The sequence below is a fragment of the Pseudomonas sp. RIT411 genome (assembly GCF_003057735.2).
GTDB classification, from domain to species: Bacteria; Pseudomonadota; Gammaproteobacteria; order Pseudomonadales; family Pseudomonadaceae; genus Chryseomonas; species Chryseomonas oryzihabitans.
The window spans coordinates 83,509-96,353 of the sequence record NZ_QBIZ02000016.1; the positions used below are offsets into that span (position 1 = coordinate 83,509).

Annotated in this window: 13 protein-coding genes; 8 read left to right on the top strand and 5 right to left on the bottom strand. The window is 68.1% G+C overall.

Annotated features, from left to right (window positions below):
* Window positions 1-50 precede the first annotated feature (50 nt).
* The 3 genes from DBY63_RS19395 to DBY63_RS19405 all read left to right on the top strand — a co-directional run bounded on the left by DBY63_RS19395 (window position 51) and on the right by DBY63_RS19405 (window position 3,701).
* A complete protein-coding gene (locus DBY63_RS19395; protein ID WP_108582595.1) occupies window positions 51-1,904 on the top strand; it encodes a methyl-accepting chemotaxis protein in 1,854 nt (617 codons plus the stop codon).
* Window positions 1,905-2,020: 116 nt separating this feature from the next.
* On the top strand, window positions 2,021-3,379 hold the full coding sequence (locus DBY63_RS19400; RefSeq protein ID WP_027600795.1) for a nucleobase:cation symporter-2 family protein: 1,359 nt from the start codon (window positions 2,021-2,023) through the stop codon (window positions 3,377-3,379).
* Window positions 3,380-3,500: 121 nt separating this feature from the next.
* Window positions 3,501-3,701: a hypothetical protein gene (locus tag DBY63_RS19405; RefSeq protein WP_007162082.1), complete on the top strand. Its 201-nt coding sequence runs from the start codon at window positions 3,501-3,503 to the stop codon at window positions 3,699-3,701.
* Here DBY63_RS19405 and DBY63_RS19410 read toward each other — a convergent pair.
* Entirely contained in the window at window positions 3,698-4,192 is a 495-nt protein-coding gene (locus DBY63_RS19410; protein ID WP_074583916.1) for a DUF523 domain-containing protein, read from the bottom strand. The two genes, DBY63_RS19405 and DBY63_RS19410, sit on opposite strands and share 4 nt — an antisense overlap.
* A gap of 31 nt (window positions 4,193-4,223) precedes the next feature.
* Entirely contained in the window at window positions 4,224-4,856 is a 633-nt protein-coding gene (locus DBY63_RS19415; protein ID WP_027600255.1) for a 2OG-Fe(II) oxygenase, read from the bottom strand.
* A gap of 179 nt (window positions 4,857-5,035) precedes the next feature.
* On the opposite strand from DBY63_RS19415, the gene DBY63_RS19420 reads away from it, so the two are divergent.
* On the top strand, window positions 5,036-5,773 hold the full coding sequence (locus tag DBY63_RS19420; RefSeq protein ID WP_007162085.1) for a DUF2059 domain-containing protein: 738 nt from the start codon (window positions 5,036-5,038) through the stop codon (window positions 5,771-5,773).
* 6 nt (window positions 5,774-5,779) lie between these two features.
* Here DBY63_RS19420 and DBY63_RS19425 read toward each other — a convergent pair whose 3' ends face one another.
* Window positions 5,780-6,718, bottom strand: a complete 939-nt coding sequence (locus tag DBY63_RS19425; RefSeq protein ID WP_108582606.1) for an alpha/beta hydrolase — start codon at window positions 6,716-6,718, stop codon at window positions 5,780-5,782.
* Between the two features lie 182 nt (window positions 6,719-6,900).
* Here DBY63_RS19425 and DBY63_RS19430 point away from each other — a divergent pair, with 182 nt between their 5' ends.
* Genes DBY63_RS19430 through DBY63_RS19445 form a run of 4 tightly spaced genes read left to right on the top strand, consistent with a single transcriptional unit; the run spans window position 6,901 to window position 11,638 of the window.
* A complete protein-coding gene (locus DBY63_RS19430; protein WP_042137179.1) occupies window positions 6,901-7,371 on the top strand; it encodes a MarR family transcriptional regulator in 471 nt (156 codons plus the stop codon).
* 3 nt (window positions 7,372-7,374) lie between these two features.
* Window positions 7,375-8,829: an efflux transporter outer membrane subunit gene (locus tag DBY63_RS19435; RefSeq protein WP_044342445.1), complete on the top strand. Its 1,455-nt coding sequence runs from the start codon at window positions 7,375-7,377 to the stop codon at window positions 8,827-8,829.
* Between the two features lie 16 nt (window positions 8,830-8,845).
* The gene (locus tag DBY63_RS19440; RefSeq protein WP_108582596.1) at window positions 8,846-10,057 is read left to right on the top strand and encodes an efflux RND transporter periplasmic adaptor subunit; all 1,212 of its coding nucleotides are present in this window, start codon (window positions 8,846-8,848) and stop codon (window positions 10,055-10,057) included.
* Window positions 10,058-10,111: 54 nt separating this feature from the next.
* Window positions 10,112-11,638, top strand: a complete 1,527-nt coding sequence (locus DBY63_RS19445) for a DHA2 family efflux MFS transporter permease subunit (protein ID WP_044342444.1) — start codon at window positions 10,112-10,114, stop codon at window positions 11,636-11,638.
* Window positions 11,639-11,646: 8 nt separating this feature from the next.
* Here DBY63_RS19445 and DBY63_RS19450 read toward each other — a convergent pair whose 3' ends face one another.
* Window positions 11,647-12,021, bottom strand: coding sequence for a c-type cytochrome (locus DBY63_RS19450; protein ID WP_108582597.1), 375 nt, complete (start codon window positions 12,019-12,021; stop codon window positions 11,647-11,649).
* Window positions 12,018-12,830: a bifunctional DNA-formamidopyrimidine glycosylase/DNA-(apurinic or apyrimidinic site) lyase gene (gene mutM, locus DBY63_RS19455; protein ID WP_027600251.1), complete on the bottom strand. Its 813-nt coding sequence runs from the start codon at window positions 12,828-12,830 to the stop codon at window positions 12,018-12,020. The genes DBY63_RS19450 and mutM overlap by 4 nt, the downstream gene beginning before the upstream one ends.
* Window positions 12,831-12,845: the final 15 nt, after the last annotated feature.

Sequence of the window (12,845 nt, forward strand, 5' to 3'; positions counted from 1 at the left end):
GTCGGAGTCATCCCGCCGTGCCTGCCTTGTCGTTGAAACAGAAACTCTCGTTGTCTGCCACCGCGGCCGTCCTGGTCGTGGGGGTGGGTCTCACCGCCATCAACTTCTTCAATACCCGCACGGCGCTGGAAGCCTCTACGGTCGAGCAGCTGAAGACCGTCAGTTTCGTCTTCAACGGCGGAGTTCGCCAGTGGCTGGACGGCAAGGCCGCGGCGCTGGGCGCCCTGGCTGCCGACACCCCGGACGCCCAGCTCCCGGCCAGCCTCAATCAGGTCAAGAACTCCGGCGCCTTCGACAACGTCTTCTATGCCCGCGGCGATGGCAGCCAGGTCAATGCCAATGGTGTCCAGTTGCCGCCGGACAACAACGATCCGCGCCAGTGGCTCTGGTACCAGCAGGCGCAGCAGAATCCCGGCAAGGTGTTCTTTTCCATTCCCACCGTGGCGGCGGCGACCAAGCAGAACGTGCTGTCGCTGGGCTGGGCCCTGCAGTCGGCGGGCAAGACCACCGCGATCCTTGGCGCGGACGTCAGCATCAGCGACATCCTCGACCAGCTCAAGCGCGTGCAACTGCCGGGCGCCGGCAGTGCCGTGCTGGTCAACGGCCAGAACATCGTCCTGGGCCACGAAGACGCCGCCCTGCTGGCCAAGCCGATCACCGAGCTCTTTCCCCAGCTCGACGCGGACACCCTCCAACGCCTGGCCCAGGCACCCGGCGAGCGCCATGTGGAAACCCCGGCCGGCCAGCGGCTCTATGCCGCGCCCATGAATCACCATGGCGAAACCCTGGTGATGATCGTCGACAGTGGCGTGCTCATGGCGCCGCTGCAACGCCAGCTGTGGATCAGCCTCGCCATCCTGGCCTTGGTGCTGGGGGGCTCGCTGCTGCTCATCAACCTGCTGTGCAGCTATCTGCTCCGGCCGCTGGGCGTGGTCTCGACCGGTCTGCAGGTGATCGCCGACGGCCAGGGCGATCTGACCCGCCGTATCGCCGTGCAGAGCACCGATGAGGTCGGCGGATTGGCCGGCCATTTCAACCAGTTCGTGGCCAGTCTGCACGGCCTGATCGGCGGCGTGCGCCAGCATGCCCAGAGCGTGGACGCCGAATCGCAGAAGGTCCTGCAGCGCAGCGCCGCGGCCACCCGGGAACTGGGGCGCCTGCAGCAGGAGATCACCCTGGTGGCCACGGCCGTGACGGAGATGTCTTCCGCCACCCAGGAGATCGCCCGCAATGCCGAGCAGACCGCCGAGGCCATCCGCCAGTCTTCCGACAGCACCGCCCAGGGGCTGACCCTGGTGCAGACCAGCAAGGAATCCATCAACAGCCTGGCGCGGGAAGTGGATGACGCCACCCGGGTGATCGGCGAGCTGGACCACCACTCCCAGGCCATCGCCAAGGTGCTTGACAGCATCCAGAGCATCGCCGAGCAGACCAACCTGCTGGCGCTCAACGCGGCCATCGAGGCGGCCCGCGCCGGCGAGCATGGCCGGGGCTTCGCGGTGGTCGCCGACGAGGTGCGGACACTGTCGCAACGGACCCAGGCCTCGACCCGGGAGATCAACGAGACCATCGGCACCCTGCAGCAGATGACCCGCCAGGCGGTGCAGCGCATGGACAGCAGCATGGCCATCGCCGAGCGCAGCGTCGCCGACGTGGAACGCGCCTCCAGCGCCCTGGAAGAGATCGCCCAGAGTGCCGGCGTCATCTCCGAGATGTCCCTGCAGATCGCCACCGCGGCCGAGGAGCAGACCTCGGTCACCGAGGAGATCACCCGCAACGTCATCACCATCAAGGGCCTCGGCGACACCCTGGCCAGCGGCGCCGAGGACTCGGAGCGCCAGTCGCGCTCCCTGCAGCATCACGCCGCCGACCTCAATCGCGACGTGGCCCGCTTCATCCTCTAAACCATAAGGGACACAGCCGCCGGCCGCCAGGCCGCCGGCTGTGTCCCGGTCGAAGACCCTGCGCCGCGGGGCGGGCATCCGGTAAGATCGGCGCTTTTTCCGCGACGACTCCGCCCATGTCCCAGCCTTCCCGCTCCGAACTGCTCTATGGTCCCCAGGACCGACCGCGCCCGCTGATCGCCCTGCTGGCCGCCATCCAGCACCTGTTGGCCATCATCGTGCCCATCGTCACCCCCGGTCTGCTGATCTGTCAGGCCCTGGGCGTCTCGCCGCGCGACACCAACCTGATCGTCTCCATGTCGCTGGTGATCTCCGGCATCGCCACCTTCGTCCAGTGTCGTCGCTTCGGGCCCTTCGGCGCCGGGCTGCTGATCGTCCAGGGCACCAGCTTCAACTTCGTCGGCCCGCTGATCGCCGGTGGCGCCCTGATGGTCAAGAACGGCACCCCAGTGGAAGCCGTGATGGCGGCCATCTTCGGCGTGGTGATGGCCGGCTCCTTCGTCGAGATGGGTGTGTCGCGGGTGCTGCCCTTCGTCAAGCGCCTCATCACTCCGCTGGTGACCGGCATCGTGGTGCTGATGATCGGCCTGACGCTGATCAAGGTCGGTCTGATCAGCATGGGCGGCGGCTTCGCGGCCCTGGGCAACGGCACCTTCGCCAATGGCGAGAACCTGCTGCTGTCGGGCACCGTACTGGCCACCATCGTGGTGCTCAATCGCATTCCGCTGCGCGCCCTGCGCAGCAGCGCCATCGTCGTCGCCCTGCTGCTGGGCTATGCCCTGGCGGCCTGGCTCGGCCGGCTGAACTTCACCGGCATGCACGAGGCTACCTGGGTGCAGATCCCCCTGCCGCTGCACTTCGGCCTGGGCTTTTCCTGGTCGCTGTTCGTGCCACTGCTGGTGATCTACCTGGTCACCTCGCTGGAGGCCATCGGCGACATCACCGCCACCAGCAAGGTCTCCCGCGAACCCGTGGAAGGCCCGCTGTGGATGCAGCGGATCAAGGGCGGGGTGCTGGTCAACGGCGCCAACTCGCTGCTGGCCGGGCTGTTCAACACCTTTCCCAGCTCGGTGTTCGCCCAGAACAACGGGGTGATCCAGCTGACCGGCATCGCCAGTCGCCATGTCGGCCTGTGGATCGCCGCCATCCTGGTCCTGCTGGGGCTGTTCCCGGCGGTGGCCGGGGTGATCCAGGCGGTGCCCGAGCCGGTACTCGGCGGCGCGGCCATGGTGATGTTCGGCGCGGTCGCCGCCTCGGGGATCAACATCCTCGCCGGCGTCGAGCTGGATCGACGCGCGCTGCTGATCATCGCCGTGTCCCTGGCCCTGGGCCTGGGCATCTCCCAGGTACCGGAATTTCTCGCCCATATGCCGGCCGGCTTGAGGGCGGTGCTGGAATCCGGCGTCGCCACCGGCGGCCTGTGCGCCCTGCTGATGAACTGGTTCCTGCCGGAGACGCCAAAAGCCGCTGGCTAGACCAGGCTTTTTCATCCGCGGGCTGAAGTTCCGCGCTGGGGTGCCGATAAGCCTGGCAAGTCACCTGTGGGCTTGCCGCGATCGTCGTTTCGAGCGTGGGCGCCCACCCAGCAGAGCGCCCATGATCAGCCCGGATGTTCCTGTCGTTAAGGTCCCGCTGCGCGAATATGCCGTCCTGGCGCGTGCCATGGGCGCCACCGTCTTTGCCCAGAATCTCGAAAAGCAGCCGGGCGAGCTGGTCGGCTGGCGCTTTCCCAAGGGCTGCTTCGTGCAGAAGGCGCATTTCCAGAGCCTGCTGGGCCGCCAGCCGGAGACGCTCTAGGCGTTGCCTTCCAGCGCCGCGAGCAGGCGCTGCGCCGCGACCAGTTCGGTCTCGTTGAAGACGGCGACGCCGGCGCGTTTCAGCGCCGCCGCCGTGACCCCCTCGCCCGCCACGCGGGTGCCGCTGAAGCTGCCATCGTAGTTTTCCAGATTGCCGCAGGACGGACTGCGCGCCTTGAGCACCGCCAGGCGGATGCCATGCCGCGTGATCAGTTCGAGGGCGGCCTCGGCACCGGCGACAAAGGCAGTGGTCACGTCTTCGCCGCCCACGGTCACCACCGCTACCCGGCCGTCCAGCACGGCGCCGCCCTGGCCACCGGGAATCTCCGCGGGCGGACGTGGCGTGGGCAGGCCCCCGGCCACCTCCGGACAGAGGGGCACGATGCGCCCTTCCGACTGCCAGACGCCCAGCAGATCGAAGGGGCCATGGGCGCCGCCGTCATAGCGCACCCGATGCCCCAGCAGGCAGCGACTCACCAGTATCTTTTCCATACGCCCTCCGCGTCCGTCGCCAATCTACCGCCTAGCCCTGCAGCGGATTGTCGCCACGGCGGCGGAACCAGCCGGTCAGCGACAGCCGCTCGCGGGTGGCCGGCAGCACCTCGTGGGGCAATTGGCCGGACAGGAAGCACACCAGGCTGCCGCCCAGCGGCAGGACATCCTGGTGGCGCTGCTCGTCCAGATAGAGCCGCAGCTCGCCGCCCTGCTCCGGCAACCAGGCGTCGTTGAGATAGAGCACCAGGGAGACCATGCGGCGGTCGTCGTCGCGGAAGCGATCCAGGTGGCGGGCATAGAAGGCACCCGGCGGATAGAGGGCGAAGTGGCTTTCGTAGTCTTCCAGCCCCAGGAACAGGGTGCGGTTGAAGGCCTCGCGCAGGGTGTCCATGAGCTGCAGGTAGCGCTGCACGCCGGGATGCTCATCATCCGGCTCCAGCCAGGCGATATGATCGCCGCGGACGCCTTCGCGGATCAGCGGGCTTTCGCCACGGCCGATACCGGCACGCTCCAACTCGCCGCGGGCATGGCGCAAGCGGCATTCGGCGGCCAGTTCGGCGGTGAGGTCCAGGGGCAGGAAGATGCTCTGCCGCGACCAGCCGTGCTCGGCGAGATCGTCGACGATACGTTGCAGCAGGGGATGCTCGGGATGCAGAGCCATCGGGAAAACCGTAGCGGACCGGGCCAGGCCGGCGGGATGCCGAGTGTAAGAGAAGTCGGCCACGGCTGCGCGCCTGCCTTGACCAGGCGACGAATGCCCGGGATGAGCGCCTCGACAGCCAGCCTGGGGTTGCCGACAATGGCGGACTTTCCGGCTCCGTGCCGCTGCCCGAGGTGTCCATGCGCGTTCTGTTCGCTTCCCTGCTTTTCGCCATCAGCCTGCCCGTCCTGGCCGACGACACGGTCAGCCTCTATCAGGCCGCAGGTTGGCCCGAGCAGCGCGGACACTTCCGCGACGCCCTGCAGGCCGCCCAGCAGCGCTACCAGAACAGCCTGCCGCCGGCGCTCTACCAGAGCCTGGTGGACAACAGCAACAAGCGCTACACCGCCGCGGCCATCGACCAGCGCGCCCTGGCCGCGCTGCGCCAGAGTCTGCCGGCCGACGGCCCGGCCCTGCAGTTCTTCCAGTCGCCGGTGGGCCGCAAGGTGGTCGCCGCGGAAATCGCCGCCACCCGCAGCGACCAGCTGGCCAAGAACGCCAATGGCGTGCCCCAGATGCAGGCCAGCCCGGCCCGCCGCGCCCAGGCCAAGCGCCTGGCCACCGCCCTGCCCGTGCGTGAAGCCGGGGCCGAGGTCAGCGTGGCCCTGGCAGGCCTCGCCGCCGACAGCCTGAGTTCGATGCTGCCGGGTCTGATGGGTCAGCAGCAGTCGGGCGGCATGATCGAGCAGCAGCGTCAGAGATTCATCCAGCAGATGAATGCCGGCGACCTGGAGAACACCCTGCTCTATGTCTATCGCACCCTGAACGACAGCGAACTCGGCCAGTTCGCCGACTTCGCCAGTTCGGCCAATGGCAGCGCCTACTACCGCGCCGCCGTGGCGGCCCTGCGCGCCGGCCTGGGCGGCGGCGGCCAGTAGGACGGCTCAGGCGAGACGGTCGTCCAGCCAGCGGAAATAGCGCTGGCGCAGGGCTACGGTTTCATTGACCAGATGGTGCCGCGCTTCCGGCAGGCGCAGCACCTCGGGCCGCGCGAACTTGGCCTCCAGCACTCCCAGGTTGTGCCGCCAGTCGACGGTGAAATCCTGCTCGCCCTGGATCACCAGCGGGCGGCGGGAACTGGCCGGTGCCCCCTCCAGTTGCGGAATCCAGCGCGCCAGGGCGCCGACCCATTGCGCGGGCAGCTCGCGTGGCTGCAGGCCGTCCTGCTGCAGGAATTCGAGAAAGGCCGGATCCCCGGAATTCACCGAGAAGCGCCGCGGCAGGGCGCGCACGAAAGGCTTCACCAGCCGATAGGTCCACAACCCCTGGCGCCAGGCATGGGGCCTGACCAGGGGCGCCAGCAGGATCGTCTCGCCCAGTTCGGGAGCGGGCTCACCGCGCAGCAGATAGTCCAGCAGGATGGCGCCGCCGGTGCTCTGGCCGAGCAGGTGCCAGGGCCGCGGCAGGTCCAGGCGCCGCGCCTCGGCGATCAGGGCCGTCAGGGTGGCCTGGTATTCGGCGAAGTCGTTGATGCTGGCGCGGGCCCCGCTCGACAGGCCATGCCCGGGCAGGTCGCAGGCCAGCACCGCCAGCTGCCGCGACAGCGCCCAGTCCACCACGTGGCCATAGAGGCCCATGTGATCGTAGTAGCCGTGCAGCAGCAGCAGGCTGCCCCGCGGCTCGCGCGGCCACCAACCCTGCACGGCGAGCCGGTAGGCACCGGCGGCCAGCGCGCCCAAGGCCACGGTCAGCTCCGGCCGCGCGTGGCTGTCCGCGAGGCGGTAATGGGCGCGATAGCCCTGGTGGTCGAGATCCGGCGGCAGGTCGTGGCGCAGGGGCACCAAGGCCTGGCGCAGTCGGTCTAGATCGAAGAGAGGGGTCATGGTTCGGTTCAGTCTGAAGTAGCCGCCATGATCGGCGTCCGGACAGCCGTGGGACAAGCGTCTGCCAGCATACTTTTCCAATTGTTTCAAAATGCGCAACTCTCCCCTGCGCAAAGGTGTCTGAATATTTCACTGCCTAGGCAGTATTCTGGATACGCTTGATTGCCTGGGCAGATACTGCAATGTCACATTTCGACCGTAGCAATTTTCCGCTGCGCAATTCCGTAGGCCATTTGATCCACCTCGCGAACCAGTACAAGGATCGCGTGCTGGACAGTCACCTCGCGCCCTACGACATCACCGCTGCCCAGTTCAAGGTGCTGTTGCTGCTCGCCCGCGACCAGACCGACACCCCGGCCGAACTCAGCCGCTGCCTGTCCCTCGACAGCGGTGCCATGACCCGCATGCTCGATCGCCTGGAAGCCAAGGGCCTGCTGCGCCGGGTGCGCAGCCTCAGCGACCGTCGCCAGGTGCGCCTGGAACTGACCGAACAGGGTCAGGCCCTGAGCAGTGAACTCATGCAGATCGGCGTGGACGCGCTCAACGACCTGACCCACTGCCTGGATCGCCAGGAACTGGATGACCTCGAACGCCTGCTGCGCCGCCTGCTCAGCCCCTCCGGCCTGCTGCCGGAGTCCTCTGGAGACCTCTGACCCATGACCTTTCGCCTGCCATTGACCGCCCTCTGCGCCGCCCTGCTGCTGGCCGGCTGCGTGTCGTCCGAAGGGCTGCACACCCAGGGGCGCGCCGTGGATCCGGCGACGCTCAAGGGCGAAGCCACCTTTGCCAGCGACCGCCTCTCCCCCGCCCAGTGGCCGAGCGCCGACTGGTGGACCCGGCTGGGCGATCCGCAACTCGACAGCCTGATCCGCGAGGCGCTGCGCGACAGTCCCTCGCTGCAGGAAGCCGATGCGCGCAGTCGCCAGGCCGATGCCGCGGTGCTCGCCGCCGACGCCGATCGCTATCCGCAGATCGACGCCAATGGCGGCGTGACCCGCTCGCGCCTGGCGCGACCGGACGATCCTCTCGGTCAGGGCGACCGCTACAGCACCCTGCGCCAGTTCGATGTGAGCGGCAGCTACAGCTTCGACCTCTGGGGTGGCCAGCGCGCCGCCTGGGAAGCCGCCCTCGGTCGCGCCCGCGCCGGCGAGGTGGATCGCCAGGCCGCACGCCTGACCCTGGCGGCCAACGTCAGCCGTGCCTATAACCAGCTCGGTCTGGCCTACACCAGCCTGGACGTGGCCCAGCAGGACCTGGAGCGTACCCGCGGCATGCTCGACCTGGCCCAGCGCCGGGTCGACGCCGGTCTCGACAGCGACTACCAGCTGCAGCAGACCCAGAGTCTGGAAGCCAGCGCGGCAGCCTCTCATACCGCCGCCGAGCAGCAGGTGCGCAGCGCGCAGATCCGTCTCGCCGTGCTGCTGGGCAAGGGGCCCGACCGGGGCGCCGAGATCCCGCGACCCAAGCTGATCGCCCCCGCCGCGGTGAATCTGCCGGCCCAGCTGCCCGCCGAGCTGGCCGGGCGCCGTCCAGACCTGATCGCCGCCCGCTGGCGCGTGGAGGCCGCGAGCAAGGACATCACCGCAAGCAAGACCAACTTCTATCCCAATCTCAACCTGACGGTGGCGGCCGGCAGCAAGGCCATCCTCGGCGATGCCTTGTTCGGCGCACCGGCGCGCTTCTTCAACGTCGGTCCGGCACTGTCGCTGCCGATCTTCGACGGCGGTCGCCGCCGCGCCGATCTGGCCAGCCGGGACGCCGACTACGACCTGGCCGTGGCCCAGTACAACCAGACCCTGGTGCAGGCGCTGGGCGACATCGCCGACGCCATCACCCGCCAGCGCTCGCTGGACCAGCAGATCGTCGAGCAGCAACGGGCCCGCGACATCGCCAAGAGCTCCTTCGACATCGCCATGCAGCGCTATGGCGCCGGCATCGGCAACTACCTCGACGCCCTGACCGTCGAGCAGCAACTGCTGCAGGCCGAGCGCCAGCTGGCCAGCCTCCGGGCCGATCGCATCGACAGCGGCGTGCTGCTGATGCAGGCCCTGGGTGGCGGCTTCCAACCGTCCAACCTGCCGCCGGCACCCGCCGCCGCGGCCACACACTGATACCGAGAGCCCGACCATGGCCGATTCCGCCGCAACCCCCAACGACAATGCCCAGGAGCAGAAGCCGCAGCGCTCCGGCAAACGCAAACTCTTCCTGCTGCTCCTGCTGCTGGTGGTGATCCTGGCTGGCGTGGGCGTCTACTGCTACCACCTGTTCTATGGCCGCTTCCATGCCAGTACCGACGACGCCTACGTCAACGGCAACCTGGTGCAGATCACGCCCCAGGTCACCGGTACCGTGACCCGCATCGCCGTGGACGATGGCGACTTCGTCCGCCAGGGCCAGCCGCTGGTGGAGTTCGATCCCAGCGACACCGCCGTGGCCCAGCAGAGCGCCGAGGCCAACCTGGCCAAGACCGTACGCCAGGTGCGCGGCCTGTTCAGCAACGTCGACAGCTACAAGGCCCAGGTGGCCGCGCGGCGCGTCGAGGTCGAGCGCGCCCGTGCCGACTACGCCCGCCGCCAGCAACTGGCCAAGGGCGGCGCCATCTCCAAGGAAGAACTGGCCCATGCCCGGGATACCCTGGTGGCGGCGCAGAGCTCCCTGACCTCCGCCCAGCAGCAGCTGGATACCAACCAGGCGCTGGTGGACGACACCGAGATCGCCTCGCACCCGGACGTCAAGGCCGCCGCCGCCCAGCTGCGCCAGGCCTACCTGAACCACGCCCGCAGCACCCTGGTGGCGCCGGTCAGCGGCTATGTCGCCAAGCGTTCGGTACAGGTCGGCAGCCGCGTGCAGCCCGGCGCGGCGCTGATGGCCGTGGTGCCCCTGGACCAGATCTGGATCGACGCCAACTTCAAGGAAACCCAGCTGGCCGAGATGCGCATCGGCCAACCGGTGAAAATCCATTCCGACCTCTATGGCGACGACGTGCGCTATCGCGGCGTGGTGGAAAGCCTGGGCGTGGGTACCGGCAGCGCCTTCTCGCTGCTGCCGGCGCAGAACGCCACCGGCAACTGGATCAAGATCGTCCAGCGCCTGCCCGTGCGGATCCGCCTGGAAGGCGACAACCTGGACAAGCACCCGCTGCGCATCGGCCTGTCGACCGTGGTCGACGTCGACCTGCACGACCAGGATGGCGCCCGCTTGCCCACCACCACCCCGCAGCAGCCGCGCTACAGCACCGACGTCTACGACCATCAGCTGGCCGAGGCCGATCAGCTGATCCAGCAGATCGTCCACAACAACGGTCCAGCGGCGCGTGCCGCGGGCGTCGCCAAGCGCTGACAGCCAAGGAGGCTCCCTGGCGAGCCTCCCCGTCCACCCTTCTGGTAATCCGTCATGAGCGATAACGCCTTTCGCCCGGCGAGCCTGGTGCTCGCCACGGTGGGCCTGTCCCTGGCCACCTTCATGCAGGTGCTCGACACCACCATCGCCAACGTCGCCCTGACCACCATTTCCGGCAACCTCGGGGTGAGTTCGGAACAGGGCACCTGGGTCATCACCGCCTTTGCCGTGAGCAACGCCATCGCCCTGCCGCTGACCGGCTGGATGGCGCGCCGCTTCGGCGAGGTCAAGCTGTTCATGGCCGCCGTGGTGCTCTTCGTCATCACCTCCTTTCTCTGCGGCATCGCCACCTCCATGCCGGAGCTGGTGATCTTCCGCGCCATGCAGGGCTTCGTCGCCGGCCCGCTCTATCCCATGGCCCAGACCCTGCTGCTGGCGATCTTTCCGGCGGCCAAGCGCGGCATGGCCCTGGCGCTATTGGCCATGGTGACGGTGGTGGCGCCCATCATCGGCCCCATCGCCGGTGGCTGGATCACCGACAACTACAGCTGGCCGTGGATCTTCTTCATCAACATCCCCATCGGCATCTTCGCTACCCTGGTGGTCTGGAGCCAGCTGGGCAAGAAGCCGGAAAAGCTGGTGCACCAGCCCATCGACTATGTCGGGCTGATCCTTCTGGTGCTGGGCGTGGGCGTGCTGCAGGTGGTGCTGGACAAGGGCAACGACCTGGACTGGTTCGAATCCAACCTGATCTGCCTGGGCGCCGCCTTTTCCGCCGTGGCCCTGACCGCCCTGGTGATCTGGGAACTGACCGACAAGCACCCCATCGTCAATCTGCGGCTGTTCCGCTATCGCAACTTCAGCTGCGGCACCCTGGCGCTGGTACTGGGCTATTCGGGCTTCTTCGGCATCAACCTGCTGCTGCCCCAGTGGCTGCAGACCCAGCTCGGCTACACCCCGGTATGGGCGGGCCTCGCCGCGGCGCCCATCGGCATCCTACCGGTGATCCTTTCTCCGCTGGTGGGCAAGTTCGCGCACAAGACCGATCTGCGGCTGCTGGCCGGCGGCTCCTTCCTGGTGATCGGCGCCTCCTGCTTCATGAGAGCCACCTTCAACAACGAGGTGGACTATCGCCACATCGCCGAGGTGCAGACCTTCATGGGCCTGGGCGTGGCGCTGTTCTTCATGCCCACCACCAGCATCCTGCTGTCCAGCCTCAAACCCTCGGAACTGGCGGACGGCGGCGGTCTGGCGACCTTCCTGCGGGTCTTGGGCGGCAGCTTCGCCTCCTCCCTGACCACCTGGCTATGGCAGCGGCGCGCCATCCACCACCATGCCCAGCTGACCGAGGACGTGACCCCCTACAGCCCGGCCACCCAGCACTACCTGGACGCCCTCGGCGGACCGTCGCAGCAGGCCTATGCCCAGCTGGACAAGGTGGTGGAAGGCCAGGCGTACATGCTCTCCACGGTGGACTACTTCACCCTGCTCGGCTGGATCTTCATGGGGCTGTTCCTGATCATCTGGCTGGCCAAGCCGCCCTTTGCGGCCAAGCCGGGCGCCGGAGGCGGCGACCACTAGGACAGGGACTAGGGCGCGTGATGCTGGGTCTGCAGGTAGTCGGCGATGTCGCCCAGATCCTCGGCATCGCCGATGCCCCAGAATCTCATCTTGGTCCCCGGCACCTTCTGTTCGGGATCGCGCAGAAAGGCCGCCAGGGCCTCGCGATCCCAGGCGAAGCCGGCATTGCGCATGGCTTCGGAGTAGTTGTAGCCGGCCAGGCTCCCGGCCTGACGACCAAAGAGGTCATTGAGCTGGGGGCCAAAGCCAGACTGGGCGCCCGGCCCCACCGAATGGCAGTTGTGGCAGCGGCGCAGGAAGAGGTTGCGGCCGTTGTCGGCATCCGCCCAGGCCGCCTCCCCGCCCAGCAGCGTCAGCAGGACCACCGCGGCCAGGGTCTTCATCGCTGGCACTTGCGGCAATAGACGCTGGCGCGCTGGCCGAGGCGGATCTCCTGCAATCCCGTCCCGCAGACCTTGCAGAATTCGCCCTTGCGACCGTAGACGAACAATTCCTGCTTGAAATAGCCCGGCGCCCCGTCTCCGCCGATGAAATCGCGCAGGGTGGTGCCGCCACTCTCGATGGAGCGCGCCAACACCTTCTTGATCTCTTCGGCGAGGCGGTCGTAGCGCGCCCGGGAAACGCTCCCGGCGGCGCGGCGGGGATCGATACCGGCGGCGAACAGTGCCTCGGCGGCGTAGATGTTGCCCACCCCCACCACCACGGCGTTGTCCATGATGAAGGGCTTGACCGCCATGCTGCGTCCGCGCGACAGCTCGTACAGCCGACCGCCGTCGAAGGCCTCGGTCAGGGGCTCGGGGCCCAGCTTGCTGAGCAGCACATGGGCATGGGGATCCTGGGTCCAGAGCAGCGCGCCGAAACGCCGGGGATCGGTGTAGCGCAGCGACAACCCGGATTCCAGCTCGATGTCGACGTGCTCGTGCTTGGCCGGCGGCTGGTCGGCCGGCACCAGGCGCAGGCTGCCGGACATGCCCAGGTGGCCGATCAGGGTGCCGCTCTCGGCGCGGATCAGCAGGTACTTGGCCCGCCGCTCGACGGCCTCGATGCGCTGCCCGGAAAGGCGTACATCCAGGTCCTCGGGCACCGGCCAGCGCAGCCGGCCGTCGCGGACGATGACCCGGCGCACGCGCTGACCGACGACATGGGGCGCGATGCCCCGGCGGGTGGTTTCGACTTCAGGTAATTCGGGCATGAGGATCCAGGAGGC

Bases quoted from the DNA above. Each gene is read 5' to 3' on its own strand.
- DBY63_RS19445 (WP_044342444.1), top strand. From the start codon at position 10,112: ATGAGCGATAACGCCTTTCGCCCGGCGAGCCTGGTGCTCGCCACGGTG.
- DBY63_RS19410 (WP_074583916.1), bottom strand. From the start codon at position 4,192: ATGGAAAAGATACTGGTGAGTCGCTGCCTGCTGGGGCATCGGGTGCGC.
- DBY63_RS19400 (WP_027600795.1), top strand. From the start codon at position 2,021: ATGTCCCAGCCTTCCCGCTCCGAACTGCTCTATGGTCCCCAGGACCGA.
- mutM (WP_027600251.1), bottom strand. From the start codon at position 12,830: ATGCCCGAATTACCTGAAGTCGAAACCACCCGCCGGGGCATCGCGCCC.
- DBY63_RS19435 (WP_044342445.1), top strand. From the start codon at position 7,375: ATGACCTTTCGCCTGCCATTGACCGCCCTCTGCGCCGCCCTGCTGCTG.
- DBY63_RS19430 (WP_042137179.1), top strand. From the start codon at position 6,901: ATGTCACATTTCGACCGTAGCAATTTTCCGCTGCGCAATTCCGTAGGC.
- DBY63_RS19425 (WP_108582606.1), bottom strand. From the start codon at position 6,718: ATGACCCCTCTCTTCGATCTAGACCGACTGCGCCAGGCCTTGGTGCCC.
- DBY63_RS19420 (WP_007162085.1), top strand. From the start codon at position 5,036: ATGCGCGTTCTGTTCGCTTCCCTGCTTTTCGCCATCAGCCTGCCCGTC.
- DBY63_RS19450 (WP_108582597.1), bottom strand. From the start codon at position 12,021: ATGAAGACCCTGGCCGCGGTGGTCCTGCTGACGCTGCTGGGCGGGGAG.
- DBY63_RS19415 (WP_027600255.1), bottom strand. From the start codon at position 4,856: ATGGCTCTGCATCCCGAGCATCCCCTGCTGCAACGTATCGTCGACGAT.
- DBY63_RS19440 (WP_108582596.1), top strand. From the start codon at position 8,846: ATGGCCGATTCCGCCGCAACCCCCAACGACAATGCCCAGGAGCAGAAG.
- DBY63_RS19405 (WP_007162082.1), top strand. From the start codon at position 3,501: ATGATCAGCCCGGATGTTCCTGTCGTTAAGGTCCCGCTGCGCGAATAT.